A 16,237-nucleotide genomic window follows, 5' to 3' on the forward strand; every position below is an offset into this window, starting at 1 on the left:
GGGGGGGGGGGGGGGGGGGGGGTCCGGGGGGGGGTGTGGGGTCTGGGGGCGCCCACCACCTGGGGGGGGGGGTCTGGCTGTTGGCCCGCCCCGCACCCGGGCCGGCCGGGGGCCAGCGCCTCGGAGGCGCCCTGCGGCATCGCGCCGATCAGCCCGGTGGAGGCCGCCTGCGCCGCGCCGATCAGCGCCGGATGCGAGCTGCCGACCATGCCGAGACCGGCGTACTGCTCCAGCTTGGCGCGCGAGTCCGCGATATCGAGGTTGCGCATGGTCAGCTGGCCGATCCGGTCCACGGGGCCGAAGGCGGAGTCCTCGGTCCGCTCCATGGAGAGCTTCTCCGGGTGGTAGCTGAACGCCGGCCCGGAGGTGTCCAGGATGGAGTAGTCCTCACCGCGCCGCAGCCGCAGGGTCACCTCGCCGGTGATCGCCGCGCCGACCCAGCGCTGCAGCGACTCGCGCACCATCAGCGCCTGCGGGTCCAGCCAGCGGCCCTCGTACATGAGCCGGCCGAGGCGGCGCCCCTCGGTGTGGTAGGTGGCGACGGTGTCCTCGTTGTGGATCGCGTTGACCAGCCGCTCGTACGCCGCGTGCAGCAGCGCCATGCCCGGTGCCTCGTAGATGCCCCGGCTCTTGGCCTCGATGACGCGGTTCTCGATCTGGTCGGACATGCCCATGCCGTGGCGACCGCCGATGGCGTTGGCCTCCAGCACCAGATCGACGGCGGAGGCGAACTCCTTGCCGTTGATCGTCACCGGGCGGCCCTGCTCGAAGCCGATCGTGACGTCCTCGGCCGCTATCTCGACCGACGGGTCCCAGAACCGCACGCCCATGATCGGCTGGACGATCTCGATACCGGTGTCGAGGTGCTCGAGCGACTTGGCCTCGTGGGTGGCGCCCCAGATGTTGGCGTCGGTGGAGTACGCCTTCTCCGTGCTGTCCCGGTAGGGCAGGTCATGGGCGAGCAGCCACTCCGACATCTCCTTGCGGCCGCCGAGCTCGCTGACGAAGTCGGCGTCCAGCCACGGCTTGTAGATCCGCAGGGAGGGGTTGGCCAGCAGGCCGTAGCGGTAGAACCGCTCGATGTCATTGCCCTTGAAGGTGGAGCCGTCGCCCCAGATCTGCACATCGTCCTCGAGCATGGCGCGCACCAGCAGGGTGCCGGTGACCGCCCGCCCGAGCGGGGTGGTGTTGAAGTAGCTGCGGCCGCCGGAGCGGATGTGGAACGCCCCGCAGGCGAGGGCCGCGAGCCCCTCCTCCACCAGGGCCGCCCGGCAGTCCACCAGTCGGGCGACCTCCGCGCCGTACGTCGTGGCGCGCCCGGGGACCGAGGCGATGTCGGGCTCGTCGTACTGGCCGATGTCGGCGGTGTAGGTGCAGGGCACCGCGCCCTTGTCGCGCATCCACGCGACCGCTACCGAGGTGTCGAGGCCGCCGGAGAAGGCGATCCCGACGCGTTGGCCGACAGGGAGGGAGGTGAGAACTTTGGACACAGCAGGAGTATGCAGTCTTCCGCATGATCATGCAAGGCCTCCTGGTGATGACCTTGATCCCCACCTCGCTCCCCGGCGTGAGGACGGGGCTCACGAGGAGGTCAGATACGCCTCCACCTCACTGACCTGGGCAGCCGGCCAGCCGGTGTTGCCGGTGACGCTGAGCCTCAGATAGCGCACATTCGTGCTGTCGGGCAGGGCGACGGTGACCTTGTTGCCGGACGCCGGGTCGAAGCGGTAGCCCTGCGAGCCCACCACCGTCGAGTACGCGGAGCCGTCGGTGCTGCCCAGCACGGACAGCGTCTGGGTGCGGGCGCCCCACGCCGACGAGGGCGGCAGCTTCAGCACCAGCCGGCGGACCGCCTGGCTGGAGCCGAGGTCCACGGTCAGGGCCTGCGGAAAGGCGTTGTTGGTCGACTCCCAGTAGGTGTTCGCGTCGCCGTCGACCGCCTTGCCGGGGGTGTAGACGTCCCAAGAGCCGGTCGCGGTGGCCGGGCGGCCCTTGGCGAGGTTGCGGCCGGGCTCGGGATCCGGGTTGCCCTGGCCGGGCTGGGGCCAGCTGGAGCAGTCCGACCAGGTGCTGCTCCAGCCGGAGTTGCCGCCGCCGTCGGTGAGGCTGAAGGTGCCGGAGCCGGACGGGTAGGGGCAGTTGTAGACGCCTGCCGCGCCGACGCTGGAGGCCGTGACATCGCTGAACTTCGCCGTCCCCTGCGCCTCGGCCTGGACGACGACCGTTCCGGGGTTGGTCACGGTCGCGCCGGACACATTGACGTTCTTGACCGCGTAGCCCCTGCCGCCGCCGGAGACGAACTCGAAGGCGCTGTACGGGCTGTCGGTGATGGTCGTGTTGGTGATGTTGACGGTGGCCTCGATCGCGCTGTCGTAGGAGTCGACGCGCAGGGCGCCCATCGGGTGGTTCCAGTTGGGGTTCATGGCACCCGCGCGGACCAGCGTGTTCCCGTCGACCGTGATCGTGCCGGCCAGCGGGTGGAACGGGTCCATGAACTTCTGGTTGGAGATGGCGATACCGCTGCCCAGGGCGTTGGTGTCCGAGATCAGGTTGTTCTTGACCGTGATGTCCGTACCGCCGTAGATGGCGATGCCATTGGCGAGGTTCGGCTGCGAGATGGTGTTGCTCTCGAAGCTGCTGTTGGTGTCCGGCGAGTTCAGCGACCACATGGCGAGCGCGTCGTCACCCTGGTTGCGCAGGAAGTTGTTCCGCACGCGTACGTTCTTCGCGGTGCCGTTGAGGTTGAGGCCGTCGGCCGTCATGTCCAGGAAGCGGTTGTTCTCGACCACCAGGTTGTCGTTGTTGCCCATTAGCCACAGACCGACCTTCAGGTGCTGCAGCCACATGCCGGACACGCTGGAACCCGGGCCGAGCGAGCCATTGACGAAGTTGTCGGGGTTGGAGTCGACGCGCTCGGTGACCTCGCCGATGACCGCGAAGTCCTTGATGTGCACGTTGCCGGAGGAGCCGGACTGGTCGATGAACCGCGAGGTGCGCACCACGGAGTGCCAGCCGCCGGCGCCCTGGAGGGTGACGTTCTGGACGCCGTTCAGGGAGGAGGTCAGCTTGTAGTCACCCGGCGGGATCCAGACCACTCCGCCCTGGGCGGCGGCGATGGCGTCCCGGAACGCCTGGGTGGAGTCGCCCTGCCCGCTGGGGTCGGCGCCCTTGGAGGTGACGGACACCGATCCGGCGGGCTGGGAGGCGGCCGCCGCGACCTGCTCGAAGTCGGCCACGTCCACGGTGACCTGGGTGTTCGCCGCCTCGAAGGCGATATTGTCACCGGCCTGGACGTGTCGGCCGAGCAGCAGCCGGGCGTTGTCGTAGAGGTGGTGGGTCTTCGACCCCGCGATCCAGCCGGTGTCCACGTACGAGTACGTGGACGTGACCGCGATGGTCTTGGCCAGCTTGGTGCCGTTGACATAGACGTTGAGCGTGCCCGACTGGCCGTCCGGCACGCTGTAGGCCACGTTCACCGCGTTGGCCGCGCGCGGCGCGGTGAACTCCACGCGCTGCCCGGCGGCGAGGCGGACGGCCTGGCGTCCGGACGCCTCGGAGGCGAGCGTGCCCTGGGTGAAGTCGGGGCCGATCTTCGTCCCCGTGGTGGTGGCCGACTCGGCCTCGGCCGAGGTGAACGGCAGGGAGGCGCCCGCGGCCGCGTGCGCGGCCGTGGGGGTCAGCGTGACGAGCGTGCCGGCCGCGAGGGCGACGGCCACGCCGATCGCCGACAGGCGTTTGGTGGATGCCGATGCGGTACCGCTGCGGTGCATGTGCTGATCCCTTCGTGGTGGGGGTGGTGGGATAGCGCGGTGGGGGGTGGGGGGCGGCTCAGCGGAGCAGCCAGGCCGCCGTGTCCCGCGGAAGGCGGCCCCGGTCGTCCAGCGGGCCGCTGCTGAGCAGAAGCCGGGAGGTGGCGTCCAGCTCGGCGGGGGTGTCCGCGAGGTTGACCACGCAGACCAGGCCGTCGTCACGGGCGAAGGCCAGGACACCGTCGGCCGAGGGGAGCCAGGTCAGCGGCCCGTCGCCGAAGCCGGGGGTGGCGCGGCGGACGCGAATCGCCGCGCGGTAGAGGCTGAGCATCGAGCCCGGGTCCTCCGTCTGCAGATCGGCCGCGTACACCGCCCAGTGCGCCGGCTGTGGCAGCCACGGCTCCTCGCGCGAGCCGAAACCGGCGTACGGCCCCTCCGCCGCCCACGGCAGCGGCACCCGGCAGCCGTCGCGGCCCGGGTCGGTGCCACCGGAGCGGAAGTGCATCGGGTCCTGGATGCGGTCGCGGGGGATCTCGGCCTCGGGCAGGCCCAGTTCCTCGCCCTGGTAGACGTAGACCGCGCCGGGCAGGGCCAGCGACAGCAGGGCGGCGGCCCGCGCCCGCCGGGTGCCGAGGGCGAGGTCGGTGGGGGTGCCGAAGACCTTGGTGGCGAAGTCGAAACCGGTGTCCTCGCGCCCGTAGCGGGTGACCGTGCGGGTCACATCGTGGTTGCACAGCACCCAGGTGGCCGGAGCGCCCACCGGAGCGTGTTCGGCGAGCGTCTCGTCGATCGACGTCCGCAGCCGCCGGGCGTCCCAGGGACAGGCCAGAAAGGAGAAGTTGAAGGCGGTATGCAGCTCGTCGGGGCGCAGATAGCGGGCGAAGCGCTCGCTGTCCGGCAGCCACACCTCGCCGACGAAGACACCGCCGTACTCGTCGGCCACCGCGCGCCAGGAGCGGTAGATGTCATGGAGCTCATCGAGGTCGACATACGGATGCGGGTCGCGGCCCGCGACGAAGTCGGGCAGCCGGGGATCCTTGGCCAGCAGGGCGGCCGAGTCGACGCGCACCCCCGCGACACCCCGCTCGAACCAGAAGCGCAGGATGTCCTCGTGCTCCTGGCGCACGGCCGGGTGGGCCCAGTTGAGGTCCGGCTGCTCGGGGGCGAACAGATGCAGATACCAGTGGCCGTCGGGCAGCCGGGTCCACGCCGGGCCGCCGAACTCCGACGTCCAGTCATTGGGCGGCAGTTCACCATGGTCGCCGCGGCCCGGGCGGAGGTGGAACAGCTCGCGCTCGGCGCCGCCCGCGAGGGCGGCCCGCCACCAGGGGTGCTGATCGGAGACGTGGTTCGGCACGATGTCGACGATCGTGCGGATGCCCAGCTCACGGGCCTCGGCGATGAGCTTCTCCGCCTCGGCCAGGGTGCCGAAGGCCGGGTCGATGGCGCGGTAGTCGGCGACGTCATAGCCGCCGTCCTTCATGGGCGACTGGTACCAGGGGCTGAACCACAGCGCGTCGACGCCGAGTGCGGCGAGGTACGGCAGCCCGGCGCGGACGCCCGCGAGGTCGCCGGTGCCATCGCCGTCCCCGTCGGCGAAGCTGCGCACATACACCTGGTAGATGACGGCGGAGCGCCACCAGTCGTTCGGTGTCCGGGCAGGGGTGGGCTGGGCCACGGTGGAGGCCTTTCTGTCGAGGGGGCGGTGTCAGCCCTTCGTGCTGCCCGCGCTGATCCCGGCGATGATGTGCCGCTGGAAGACGAGGAACAGCGCGACCATCGGGATGCTGGCGATGACCATCGCGGCGATGAGCACGGTCAGCTGGATGTTCTGCGACAGCTGGACGAGTGCCACGCTGATCGGCTGCTTGCCGGTGTCGGAGAAGACCATCAGCGGCCACAGGAAGTCCTGCCACACCGCCACCAGCGCGAAGATCGACACGACGCCGAGCACCGGACGTGACATGGGCAGCACGATCGACCACAGGGTGCGCAGCTTTCCGGCGCCGTCGATCTCGGCGGCCTCCAGGACATCGCGCGGGATCTGGTCGAAGAACCGCTTGAGGAGATAGAGGTTGAAGGCGTTGGCGACGGCCGGCAGCCAGATCGCGAGCGGGTCGTTGAGCAGGCTGGTGTGGATCAGCGGCAGGTCGGCGACGGTCAGGTACTTCGGCACGACCAGCGCCTGGGCCGGGACCATCAGCGTGGCCAGGATGCCACCGAGGATCACCTTGCCGAAGGCGGGCTTCAGCCGGGAGAGGGCGTAGGCGGCGGCCGTGCAGAAGACCAGCTGGAACAGCCAGGCCCCGGCCGCCTGGACCACCGTGTTCCACAGGTGCTGCGGAAGCTGCATCAGGTCCCAGGCGTCGCTGTAGCCGCTGAGGCGCCACTCTTTCGGAGCGAGGGTGGGCGGGGTCTTCGCCACCTCGTCCGGCGACTTCATCGCACCGGTCACCATCCAGTAGACCGGGAAGAGGAAGGCGATCGCGAACAGCACCACCACGCCCGTGAAGACCGTCCAGTAGACGGCCCGGCCGCGGGGGCGGGCCAGGGTGGCGGGGGAGACGAGGGTCCGGGTGCTCATGCGTCGTCCTCCCCGGAGCGGGTCAGCCGCAGATAGAGGGCGGAGAAGGCGCCGAGCAGCACGAGCAGCATCACGCTCAGCGCGCAGGCGCCACCGAAGTCGTTGTAGAGGAAGGCGTACTTGTAGATCAGGTAGAGGACGGTGACCGTGGCGTTCTCCGGGCCACCGCCGGTGATCACGAACGGCTCGGTGAAGACCTGCATCGTCGCGATGATCTGCAGCAGCATCAGCATGAGGATCACGAACCGGGTCTGGGGGATCGTGACGTGGCGGATGCGCTGGAGCAGGCTCGCACCGTCCAGTTCGGCCGCCTCGTACAGCTCACCGGGGATGGACTGCAGCGCCGCCAGGTAGATCAGGACGGTGCCGCCCATATTGGCCCAGGTGGCCACGATGACGAGGGAGATCAGGGCGGTGTCGGCGCCGTTGGACCAGTTCGAGGTGGGCAGGTGCAAGAAGCGCAGTGTCTCGTTGGCCAGCCCGGCGCCCGGGTCGTAGAACCACTTCCACAGCAGGGCGCTGACCACCGGCGGGATCATCACCGGCAGATAGACCACGACCCTGAAGAACGCCTTGGCGTGCCGGAGTTCATTGAGCACGAGGGCGAGCAGGAACGGGATCGCGAAGCCGATGAGCAGCGCCAGCAGGGTGAAGGTGAGGGTGTTCCGCCAGGCCGCGGTGAACTCCGGGTCGTGCAGGACACGGGTGAAGTTGGCGGTGCCGACCCATTCGGGGGACGAGCCGGGCGTGTACTTCTGGAAGGCGATCACGACCGCACGGATCGCCGGATACCAGGAGAACAGCGCGAAGCAGATCAGGCCGCCGAGGAGGAAGCCATAGGCCCGGACCTGATCGGCGAGGCGGCGCCGCCCCCGACCCCCCGCCGGGGGCGGCGCCTGCACCGGGTGGACGGCGATCGTCTCGGCGGGCGGCCGCGCAGCGGTCTTGGTCATCGGGTCAGCCCCGGGCCAGAATATTGTCGATCTTGTCGGAGGCTTCCTTCAGGAGCTGGTCGATATCGGCGTCCTTCTTGGTGAGGACGGCGGAGACGGCCCCGTCGAGCACGGAGTAGATCTGCTGGGCGTGCGGCGGCTCGATCTTCATCCGCAGCTTCTGGTTGCCGTCGAGGAAGGTCTGGTAGTTGCCCACGGGGACATTGGCGTTGGCCTTCTTGATCTGCTGGTCCTTGGCGTCGGCGGCGCCGGTGAACAGCCGCGGCTCGGGCAGGCCCACCGGGGCGTTTCGCTTCTTGGCGCGGACGTAGTCGCCGAGGAAGCCCTTGCCCGGGGTGAGGAACATGTGGTCGAGCCACTTGAGGCCGGCCCGGATCTGGGCGGGCGTGTCCTTCTTCTGGAACATGTAGCCGTCGCCGCCGATGAGCGTGCCCTTGCCACCGGGCATGGGGGCGATGGCGAGGTCCTTGTAGTTGCCGCCCTTCTCCTTCACCAGGATCGGGATGTTGTCGGGCGCGGCGAGGTACATGCCCAGCTTGCCGGAGCCCATCAGCTGCTGGGCGTCGTTGATGACCAGGAGCTGTTTGCTGCCCATCGAGTCGTCCACCCAGCGCATGTCGTGCAGGTTCCGCAGGACGGCGCGCGCCTCGGGGGTGTCGACGGTGGCCTTCTCGCCGTCCGCGCTGACGACATCGCCGCCCTGTGAGTACAGCTCGGCCGTGAAGTGCCAGCCGCCCTGGTTCTGGGCGCTGTAGTCCGCGTAGCCGACCGTGCCGCCGCCCAGCTCGGCGATCCTCTTGGCGTCGGCGCGGACCTCCTCCCACGTCATCGGCGGCTTGTCGGGGTCGAGTCCGGCCTTCTCGAAGAGCTCGCGGTTGTAGATCAGACCCATCGAGTAGCCGGTGCGCGGGATACCGTAGATCTTGCCGTCGACCGTGTAGATGTCGCGCAGCTGCTTGCCGAGGGTGGAGTAGCTCTTCAACTCCTTGACGTACGGGGTGAGATCGGCCGCCTGGTTGATGTCGACCACATGTCCGGCGTCGGTGAAGTACGTGTAGAAGACGTTCTCCATCTGGCCCCCGGCCAGCTTGGCGTCGAACGTCTTCGGGTCCTGGCAGGGGAACGCGTCATGCGCGACGACGTCGATGTCCGGGTTCTGCTTCTCGAAGGAGGCGATGTCCTCCTCGAAGAACCTGCGGTCGACCTTGGCGCTCCTGGGCGGCATGCAGTTGACGGTGATGCGCGTCTTTCCGCCCGCCGATCCGCCGTCCGACCCGCCGCAGGCGGTGAGGGCGAGGGAGAACGTGCTGAGCGCGATGAGAGTACGACGGAACCCGGTGCTTCTCATGGGTGGACCCCTCTGTACAGGAGCAGGGAAGCCCCACGGCCGCGAGCGGGGCGCACACAACCGTGAGTGCGCCGCACACTCAAGCACCGACGACATCGGCCCGCAAGATGTCGCGTAGATTCTGTAATTATTCAACTGCGCTGCGAATCACGCGGATTGAGTCTGGCAGCGTCTTGCGTCCGCCCTTTCGATCACCCCTCGACGGTCCTCCGCCCTCTCACTCCCGCGGCGCCTGGGCGGTGGAGCCGCGCACCACCAGCTCCGGCTCGAACAAAAGCTCCTCGGCGGGTACGGCCACCCCGCCGATCTGCGCGTTCAGCACCTCCACCGCCGCCCTGCCCATGGCCTCGATGGGCTGGCGGACGGTGGTCAGCGGCGGCTCGGTGCAGTTCATGAACGCGGAGTCGTCGTAGCCGACCACGGACACCCGCGACGGCACGCCGAGCCCCTTGCGGCGCGCGGCTCGTATCGCGCCCAGGGCCAGCGGGTCGCTGGCGCAGATGATGCCCGTGACGCCCCGGTCGATCAGTCGGGAGGCCGCGGCGTGGCCGCCCTCGATCGAGAAGATCGCCCGGGCCACGAACTCATCCGGAAGGCGGTCGGCGATCGCCCGCGCGGCGGCCAGCTTGCGTGCCGACGGCATGTGGTCACCGGGCCCGAGCACCAGGCCGATCCGGTCGTGGCCGAGGGAGGCCAGATGCCGCCACGCCTGCTCCATGGCCACGGCGTCGTCGCAGGAGACGGCCGGGAAGCCGAGGTGCTCGATGGCCGCGTTGACCAGCACCACCGGGATGTTGCGCTCGGCGAGCTGCCGGTAGTGGTCATGCGGCGCGTCGGCCTGCGCGTACAGCCCGCCCGCGAACACCACCCCGGAGACCTGCTGTTGCAGCAGCAGGGCCACGTAATCGGCCTCGGAGACCCCGCCCTTGGTCTGGGTGCACAGCACCGGGGTCAGTCCGAGCTGGGCCAGCGCCCCGCCGATGACCTCGGCGAACGCCGGGAAGATGGGGTTCTGCAGCTCGGGCAGCACCAGCCCCACCAGCCGGGCCCGGTCGCCCCGCAGCTGCGTGGGCCGCTCGTAGCCGAGGACGTCCAGCGCGGACAGCACCGCCTGCCGGGTGGCTTCGGAGACCCCGGGCTTGCCGTTGAGGACCCGGCTGACCGTGGCCTCGCTGACACCGACCTTCTTCGCCACTTCAGCAAGTCGTCGCGTCATGCACGCAAGCGTAGCGCAAGAAATGCAAGTCGCTTGCGTAACGGGGGCGTAGAAGGTGCGAGGAGACGCACCTCGGTCGGTCCCGGATGGGCCCGGAGGATCTCCTTCAGCTGTTGGACAGAGCGCGAGGTCACCTGCGCCTCGGCCGTCGGCCGATCTGCCGCTCACCGGGCACCGGATCTGGATGCCGGGCATCGTGATCGGTACCGAATGGGCCGCGTCGCGTGTGCTGTGCGACCGCGAATATCAAGAGCCGAGCCGCCCGCCCGGCAGCCGTGCCAGCGGGGGGCGACGACGAGCCGCGCGCCTGCGCAGGACGATCGCGGTGGTGGCGCCCGCCGCGGCGGCACCGGCGCCGGCGACGGCTGCCAGGACCTTCCGCGCCTTGATCATCATCCAGGCCGAACCCGCCGCCGCGGCGGCCTTCTTGGGCGCCTCGGCGGCCACGGCACGACCGGTGGTCACGGCCTTCCCGGCAGCCACTTGAGCCTTGTCGGCGGCGACATGGGCGGTGTGCGCCGCGGTCGTCGCCGCGCCCGCCGCGGCGGCCTTCGCCGTGGTCTCCGCCTTGCCCGCGGTGTCCTTGGCCTTTTCCGCGGTCTCCTTGGCCTTGGTGGCGGTGGCCTTCGCGTTCACGCTGGTGCTCCGGGTGGTGTGTGCGTTCTTCTTCTCGGTCATGTTCACCGCGTTACCACTCGACCCGACAGCAAACCCGAGACCTCGGGTCATTGGCGCAAGGCGTCACCGTCTGATGAATCCGTCATGGCGGGGGCCGGGTGAGCGTCACGGCGCGGACGGTGCCCGAGCCGTCGAGCCCCGCATCACCAGACGTGGTGGGAGCGCGACCTCGCGCGGGGTGGTCCGGCCCTCGTCGAGACGCTCGACGCGCCGGGCCTGCTCCTCGGCGCCCTGGCTGACGGTGGTGAGACTGAAGCAACTCAGCCGGGAGAGGGCGTCGTCGTCATAGCCCGCTACCGACACCTCATCCGCGACGGCGACACCGGCGCGGCTCGGCGCGGCGAGGACGCCGATGGCGCACTGGTCGCGCATCGATACGTGCATCTTCCCAACCCCTGGTTGGGTTTCCGGTACGTGTCGGTCAGTGACAGGTACAGCTGTCGATACGCGCGAGGTAGTCGTTGTAGTCGTCCGGGACACGGCGTCCAGGAAGGCGTCGAACTTGTCGGGGGCGGTCTGGACATTGAGCACGGCACTGGACGACTGGGCACAGAGCTTCAGTTCTCCGAAGGGGGAGAGCGTGATCCGGTTGATCGTTTTCTTTCGTTCCTCCTTGGAGAGCGGAGGCGGGGAGCCAACGATGATCTCGGCTTGGTCTCCGATATCCGTACGCAGCATCTCGATCAGGGGCGTGAACTCGGAGGCAGTCAGCTCAAGGCTCTTTCGGCCCGCGCCCTGGCCCGTCGCGTGGAAGCAGTTCAGGACGATCGTGCCGATGCCGAGGCTGAGTGCCATCCCGGCCACAGCGCCGATATGATCCACATTCTTCCGTGTGGCCACACATGACAGGGTGGTGGTCACTCCGGCCTCAAGGGAGAGCGCCAGGGCCCGCACCGCAGCGTGCCATGAGCGTGCTCCGGCCAGCTCGTCGTGGACGGCCGCCAAGTGGGAGTGGACGGGAACGCTGATGTAGTTCATGCCAGCCGTTGTCAGGGCCGAGAGCCTGCGCCGTGTCAGACTGCGGCCGTTGGTCGTCATTCCGATGCTCTCGCAGTGCTGTTTCACATGCCGAGTCAGGGTGTTGATCTGCGGATAGAGCAGCGGCTCCCCACCAGAGAGCTTTACGTGGCTGATCGGGACGTGTGCGAAGATCCGGTCCAGGATTCGCTGCAGTTGTCCAGGGGAGAGCAGGGGCTGGTCTCTCAGCGAGGACTCCGGTGGCCTCCACGGGTTATAGCAGAACAAGCAGTCGAGATTGCAGGACTCGACGAGCTCAAGCCACAGGGTGATCGGTGGGATTCCCTGTGCGGGGGGAGAGGGGTCGCAATTGCCAGCGGCGGCCTGCCGCCTTTGCGGGTTAACCGGCAGGTGCCGCTGCGAATACCGCTTTCGCCACGCGTCCACGGAATCGCGGACGCCGGGTACCGCATTGCGGCTTCCGTCGGCGAGAAGGCAGACGGCCCCGGCTACGTCCTCGGCAGAGATCACGTGCATGATGCTCCTGTCCCGTCTTGTGGGCGGGGCGGCGGCCGGCTCTGCAGTTTCTGTGCCACGTCGGCCTGCTCCGGGGCGCCCAGTTCGGTGAAGATCTCCAGGGACTCCAGCCAGGCTTCCGCCGCGTCGTTGTTCCGGTCGTGGTCGGCGTACACCTGGCCCAGCACGACGAGGGAGCGCGCGGTGCCGTACCGGTCGCCGATGCGGCGGCGCAGGGACAGGGCGTTGCGCAGGGCGCTGACCGACTGCTCGAACCGACCGAGCCCCGCTTCGGCGCGGCCCACGCTGTTCAAGGCGACAGCGGTTCCGTAGGTGGCATCGATGGCGTCGTTGATGTCGTAAGCCTGACGTGCCGCCTCCAGCGCATCCGTGTACCGCCCCATGTTGTTGAAGCAGACCGCTATGCCGTTCAGAGCCATCCCGCGGCCACGGTGTGACTCCTCCAATTCCGCGAAGACATCGATCGCTGCCCGATAGTGGGCGAGAGCCTCTTCGTAGCGGCCGACGTCGTTGTACACGTGGGCGAGGTTCTGCTTCGCGTACCCAAGGCCACTCGCCTCGGCGATCTCCTCAAACAGATCGATCGCTCGGGAGTGAGCGCTGATGGCACGTTCGGTCTGCCGCAGGTTCCGGTAGGCCACGCCCTGGCTGGTCAGCAGGTACGCCTCCGATTTCCTGTCGCTGCTCTCCCGCGCTGACGCCAGTCCGATCTCGTTGCAGGCGATCCAGTCAGGCCAGTGTTTTGTGATGTTGAAGTAGCTCCACAGAAGATTGGGCATGACGGCCGCGGAATGGTGCTCCCCGACCTCGCCGGCACGCCGAGTGATATCGATCAGGTTGGCTCGCTCCTCCTCCAGCCAGCGCATGGCGTCGTCGTAGGACTCGAAGTGTCGACCAGTCGACTCCAGATGTATGTCGTCCCTCGGGGGCCTACCCGGGGTCAGGAACGAGTCCGCGTTGTCCGCGCTGGCCACGTACCAGTTGATCAGCGCTCGCATTGCCGTGTTTTGCGCGTTCATGGTGTCTGTCCTTTTGGCGAGACTTCCGGCGTAGACCCGGAGGAGGTCATGGAGGAAGTAGCGGCCGCCTACAGACTCCGACAGCAGATTCGTGCTCAGAAGTTCCCGGATCGCACGGCGGACCGACTGGTCATCCAGCTGGCACAGCGCGCTGATCGCAGCGAACCCGATGTCGCGTCCTGGAACGAGTCCCAAATAGCGGAAGACCAGTGCGGACTGCTCCCGCAGAGCCCGGTACGACCAGGAGAAGACGGCCTCGATCTGAGCCCTCTCGTCGCCCTCTACGGCCAGCGATTCGAGTCGCCCACTTGTCCGCAGCTCCCGAACATGGTCGGTGATGCTCAGGTGCGGTCTCGTGCGTACCTGCTCCGCAGCGATGCGTAGCGCGAGCGGCAGGCACGCGCAGTCCCGCGCCAGTTCAGCGACCGCAACGGGCTCGGCCTCCATGCGGGCGGAACCGACGGTCCGCGCTATCAGACGGGCCGCGTCGTCCGGCGGCAGAGGGTCGAGCGTCAATGAATACGCCCCATCCCGCGCCGAGAGTCCGCTGAGCCGGTTCCTGCTCGTCACCAGCATCAGGGAATGCGACCCGGACATGAAGGAGCGCACCTCCTCCGCCGAAGCGACATTGTCCAGGAGGATGAGGATCTTGCGCCTCTCGACCAGCGTTCGGAACAGAGCCATCTGCGAGTCGAGCACTCCGGGAATCTCCGGGGAATTGACACCGAGGGCCCGCAGGAAGCTGTCGAACACCTCTTCACGGCTCATCGGTCGCGCTCGATCGAAGCAGTGCAGGTCGGCGAAGAGACTCCCGTCAGGAAAGTCCTCCTGGTGCCGACGCGCCCACTCAATGGCAAGCGAGGTCTTCCCGACGCCGGGCGAACCGTCGATGACAACCACCATCGGCTCCGCAGCCTCGTGAAACTGCGACAGCAGCCCCTCTAAGCGGTTGAGTTCCAGGGCACGCCCGACGAACCCTACGCATTTCTGCTGAATCTGCCGAGGAGTCGGCACCTGGTGTGACGCCTGTTGAAAGATCACATCTCCGGAAATCGATCCGGCCTGCACCACGCTAGCGCCCGACCCGGAGAAGTGATTGGCGGATGCGACGCCCGTCTCGGCCCTGTCCGCCCGTCGACGCTTGGTTCTACGGCTCAGCGGTCGATGCATCGAGCCCCCGATGATTCATCATGCCCTTCGACATGCTATGCCCCGGCGCCCGGGCGCCGAAAGAGCGCACATTCCGCCCACGACCGCCTCCAGAGGCACGGGGCCGATGAAGCTCTACCGCCCGTCCGGGAACGCACGAGACGTCGATCACCGCCTCCACCACCTCAGTGACCATCACCGGGAGCATCACGTCCCAGGATGTCCTGCGCGACGGCCGTGGGCTCGGGGAGCTCACGTGCCTGACGCCGATCCACAGCAGTGGTGCGATCTGCACCCTCGCGCGATAGCCGGGCCCGAACCTCCCGTGGGAGGACCGGGCCCGGCTGTGAACCGGCTCAGGCGTGCATCTGTATCGGGTAGCCCATGTCGTTGATGTCGCGGAGCACGCTGACGGCAAGCATGACCGCGGTCACGGCGTTGACCGGGGTGTACTGGGCGGTCGCGGCTGCGTGAGCCGTGGCGTGCCGGTTGAAGTTCTGAGGGACTGGGGCCGGCGGCCAGAACGCTTCCAGAGCCCGCGGAAACGGCAGGAAGGCTTCCTCGCGGAACTGGCGGATCGTGGGATCGTCGTCCCCCACGGCCGGGATGTTCTCCAGGACCTTGGGGTACCCCGGCCACTGGCCGCTGGGCTTGAGCCAGCCGGGATTGGCGAAGGCCAGGCCGCGGATGAGGGTGTCCCACGCGTTGGCAGCCAGTGCCTGGGCGCCGCTGAACATGCCGTACTCAGCCATGCGGACGCACTCTTCGAGCGGTGCCTTCTGCGCGCTGAACCGCGTGTCGGTGACAGATGCGAGAGCCGCCTCGCAGGAGGCGAGGATCATCGGGCGGCAGCTGTCGATGACCTGCGCACGGGAGGCTGGGTCGTCGGCGGTGAGCAGCTGCTGGATGACGTCGGCCGGGGGCACCCAGGCCAGCGGAACGCCCTCCTGCATCAGCACGATCATCTCCGAGTCGGCGAGGCGGCTGCCCCGCCAGTTGATGGGCATCATCGCATCCAGACGTTCCAGCGCTGGCTGGAGCGGGCGATGGCCTCGGTCGGGTGATCCATCGCGGGTATGCGGAACTCCACCGCCGGCACGACCGCCGCTGCGACGGTTCGCCAGATGTTCTCGGTGGCCGCAGCCGACCTCAACCCCGTAGAGGGGATCTGGTCTCTGCCGCGGCGCGCCCCGCTGGCCAACACCGCCTTCACCGACGCCGCCCACCTCACCCGCACCCTCCGCTGCGGCCTTCGGCAGATCCAGTACCGGCCCGATCTCCTCGACGGTTGCCTCGCCGAAACCGGCCTCAGGCTCAGCACCGGCCTCGCCCAGCGCGTCGAGCAGGCCGTCAGTGATCTCCTGCACCCCGGGGCCGGAGCGTCTCGATGCGGCGGACCGTGAACGCCGCCGTCACCAGCTTCCGCAGCCGGGTGTGATGGGGCGGGTTTGCGGTCAACAGGCTGGTGTACATGGCGGCGTGCAGGTCGGCCGGTGTGGCCTTCGCGTGCGGTACCACCCCACGGTCCTTGACCATCGCCGGATGCGCCAGCAGCGCCCTGGCCTCCGCGTAACCGGTGACCAGCCACACCGGAACACCATTGAACAACGTGAATCGCTGCACCGGACCGGACGTGGTGAGCGCGTCGAGGGCGGCGCTCCGGGCCGTCCCCGTGGTCTCGGTGAAGGGCGAGGATGCCGGACTGTTGACGGTCATGGGGTCTCCGAGCGCGAGGTTGCTGGGTCTTCAACTGGTAACAGGAGACTGCTCGTTGACGCCCCCCTCGGATCATTCGGTGCCCGAGCCGCCCGAGCCGCCCGAGCCGCGCCGCTGCTGGAACAGCACAAACCCTCCGGCCAGGGCGAACAGGCAGACGCCGATGATGATGCCCACGGCGGGCCACGCGGATCCGCCGTCGGACGTCGCGGCCTTCGAAGGCTCCTTGCCGTCCGGGCTCGGCGCCGCGCTCTCCGGCGTCGGGGTGAGCGAGGCCGCGGGCGAGGCGGCCGGGGGGGGGGGGGGGGGCCGCGCGGGGGGGGGCGGGCGC

13 protein-coding genes and 1 pseudogene are annotated in these 16,237 nt (G+C 68.7%); 1 reads left to right on the forward strand and 13 read right to left on the reverse strand.

All coding sequences use genetic code 11. The features are described 5' to 3' along the window. The 11 genes from argG to ACFXB5_RS39865 all read right to left on the reverse strand — a co-directional run. Positions 1 to 1,490, reverse strand: a 1,490-nt coding sequence (gene argG / locus ACFXB5_RS39815; RefSeq protein ID WP_385217907.1) for an argininosuccinate synthase, incomplete at its 3' end; no start/stop codon positions are given. A 90-nt stretch (positions 1,491 to 1,580) separates the two neighbouring features. After that, positions 1,581 to 3,770, reverse strand: coding sequence for a discoidin domain-containing protein (locus ACFXB5_RS39820; protein WP_385217910.1), 2,190 nt, complete (start codon positions 3,768 to 3,770; stop codon positions 1,581 to 1,583). Between the two features lie 58 nt (positions 3,771 to 3,828). Then, positions 3,829 to 5,427: a glycoside hydrolase family 13 protein gene (locus tag ACFXB5_RS39825; protein ID WP_385217912.1), complete on the reverse strand. Its 1,599-nt coding sequence runs from the start codon at positions 5,425 to 5,427 to the stop codon at positions 3,829 to 3,831. Positions 5,428 to 5,457: 30 nt separating this feature from the next. After that, the gene (locus tag ACFXB5_RS39830) at positions 5,458 to 6,333 is read right to left on the reverse strand and encodes a carbohydrate ABC transporter permease (protein WP_385217914.1); all 876 of its coding nucleotides are present in this window, start codon (positions 6,331 to 6,333) and stop codon (positions 5,458 to 5,460) included. Next, the gene (locus ACFXB5_RS39835) at positions 6,330 to 7,286 is read right to left on the reverse strand and encodes a carbohydrate ABC transporter permease (protein ID WP_385217917.1); all 957 of its coding nucleotides are present in this window, start codon (positions 7,284 to 7,286) and stop codon (positions 6,330 to 6,332) included. Before ACFXB5_RS39835 ends, ACFXB5_RS39830 begins: the two co-directional genes overlap by 4 nt. Positions 7,287 to 7,290: 4 nt before the next feature. After that, positions 7,291 to 8,634 carry an ABC transporter substrate-binding protein gene (locus ACFXB5_RS39840; RefSeq protein WP_385217920.1) on the reverse strand — a complete coding sequence of 448 codons (1,344 nt, stop codon included), beginning with the start codon at positions 8,632 to 8,634 and terminating at the stop codon, positions 7,291 to 7,293. Between the two features lie 217 nt (positions 8,635 to 8,851). Continuing rightward, positions 8,852 to 9,850, reverse strand: coding sequence for a LacI family DNA-binding transcriptional regulator (locus tag ACFXB5_RS39845; RefSeq protein WP_385217922.1), 999 nt, complete (start codon positions 9,848 to 9,850; stop codon positions 8,852 to 8,854). 246 nt (positions 9,851 to 10,096) lie between these two features. Beyond that, positions 10,097 to 10,528, reverse strand: coding sequence for a hypothetical protein (locus ACFXB5_RS39850; RefSeq protein WP_385217925.1), 432 nt, complete (start codon positions 10,526 to 10,528; stop codon positions 10,097 to 10,099). Positions 10,529 to 10,633: 105 nt separating this feature from the next. Next, complete coding sequence (locus ACFXB5_RS39855; protein WP_385217927.1) at positions 10,634 to 12,022, reverse strand: radical SAM protein; 1,389 nt, start codon at positions 12,020 to 12,022, stop codon at positions 10,634 to 10,636. Beyond that, the gene (locus ACFXB5_RS39860; RefSeq protein ID WP_385217930.1) at positions 12,013 to 14,112 is read right to left on the reverse strand and encodes an ATP-binding protein; all 2,100 of its coding nucleotides are present in this window, start codon (positions 14,110 to 14,112) and stop codon (positions 12,013 to 12,015) included. The genes ACFXB5_RS39855 and ACFXB5_RS39860 overlap by 10 nt, the downstream gene beginning before the upstream one ends. Before the next feature lie 434 nt (positions 14,113 to 14,546). Further along, positions 14,547 to 15,200 (reverse strand): hypothetical protein, encoded by a 654-nt coding sequence (locus ACFXB5_RS39865; protein ID WP_385217932.1) that lies wholly within the window; start codon positions 15,198 to 15,200, stop codon positions 14,547 to 14,549. Positions 15,201 to 15,266: 66 nt separating this feature from the next. Between ACFXB5_RS39865 and ACFXB5_RS39870 the strand changes: the two genes are divergently transcribed. Then, on the forward strand, positions 15,267 to 15,593 hold the full coding sequence (locus tag ACFXB5_RS39870) for a hypothetical protein (RefSeq protein WP_385217934.1): 327 nt from the start codon (positions 15,267 to 15,269) through the stop codon (positions 15,591 to 15,593). On the opposite strand, the gene ACFXB5_RS39875 is transcribed toward ACFXB5_RS39870, so the two are convergent. Together ACFXB5_RS39875 and ACFXB5_RS39880 are read right to left on the reverse strand one after the other, a co-directional pair. Beyond that, complete coding sequence (locus ACFXB5_RS39875; RefSeq protein ID WP_385217937.1) at positions 15,541 to 15,906, reverse strand: hypothetical protein; 366 nt, start codon at positions 15,904 to 15,906, stop codon at positions 15,541 to 15,543. The two genes, ACFXB5_RS39870 and ACFXB5_RS39875, sit on opposite strands and share 53 nt — an antisense overlap. 72 nt (positions 15,907 to 15,978) lie before the next feature. Next, a pseudogene (locus ACFXB5_RS39880) lies at positions 15,979 to 16,237 on the reverse strand (hypothetical protein); the annotation flags it as partial.

It is taken from the genome of Streptomyces sp. NPDC059455 (assembly GCF_042750115.1).
Classification (GTDB): domain Bacteria; phylum Actinomycetota; class Actinomycetes; order Streptomycetales; family Streptomycetaceae; genus Streptomyces; species Streptomyces endocoffeicus.